Below are 319 nucleotides of genomic sequence, written 5' to 3' on the forward strand. Positions count from 1 at the left end.
TGAATTGCAGGGCGTGGAGATCGCCGCCAAGACGACGCCCGAGCAGTTCGCCAGCCTGCTGCAGGACGATCTGGTGAAGTGGGCGCGCGTGGTCAAGGCTTCTGGCGCGACAGTGGATTGAGCATGGCAACGATGACACGCCCCCTGGACCACATCACCGTGGTGTCGCTGGAACACGCGATCGCCGCTCCGTTCTGCACCCGCCAGCTGGCCGACCTGGGCGCGCGTGTCATCAAGGTCGAGCGCCCCGGGGGCGGCGATTTTGCGCGCGACTACGACGAGCGTGCGCAGGGCATGGCATCGCACTTCGTGTGGGTCA

At 66.5% G+C, this 319-nt stretch carries 1 protein-coding gene; it reads left to right on the top strand.

The genetic code is table 11. From position 1 onward, the window contains the following. Positions 1-132 precede the first annotated feature (132 nt). A partial coding sequence (locus tag QZH66_RS18940; protein WP_305807310.1) for a CoA transferase occupies positions 133-319 on the top strand: 187 nt, incomplete at its 3' end.

This window comes from Stenotrophomonas sp. YIM B06876, from assembly GCF_030711595.1.
GTDB lineage: Bacteria > Pseudomonadota > Gammaproteobacteria > Xanthomonadales > Xanthomonadaceae > Stenotrophomonas.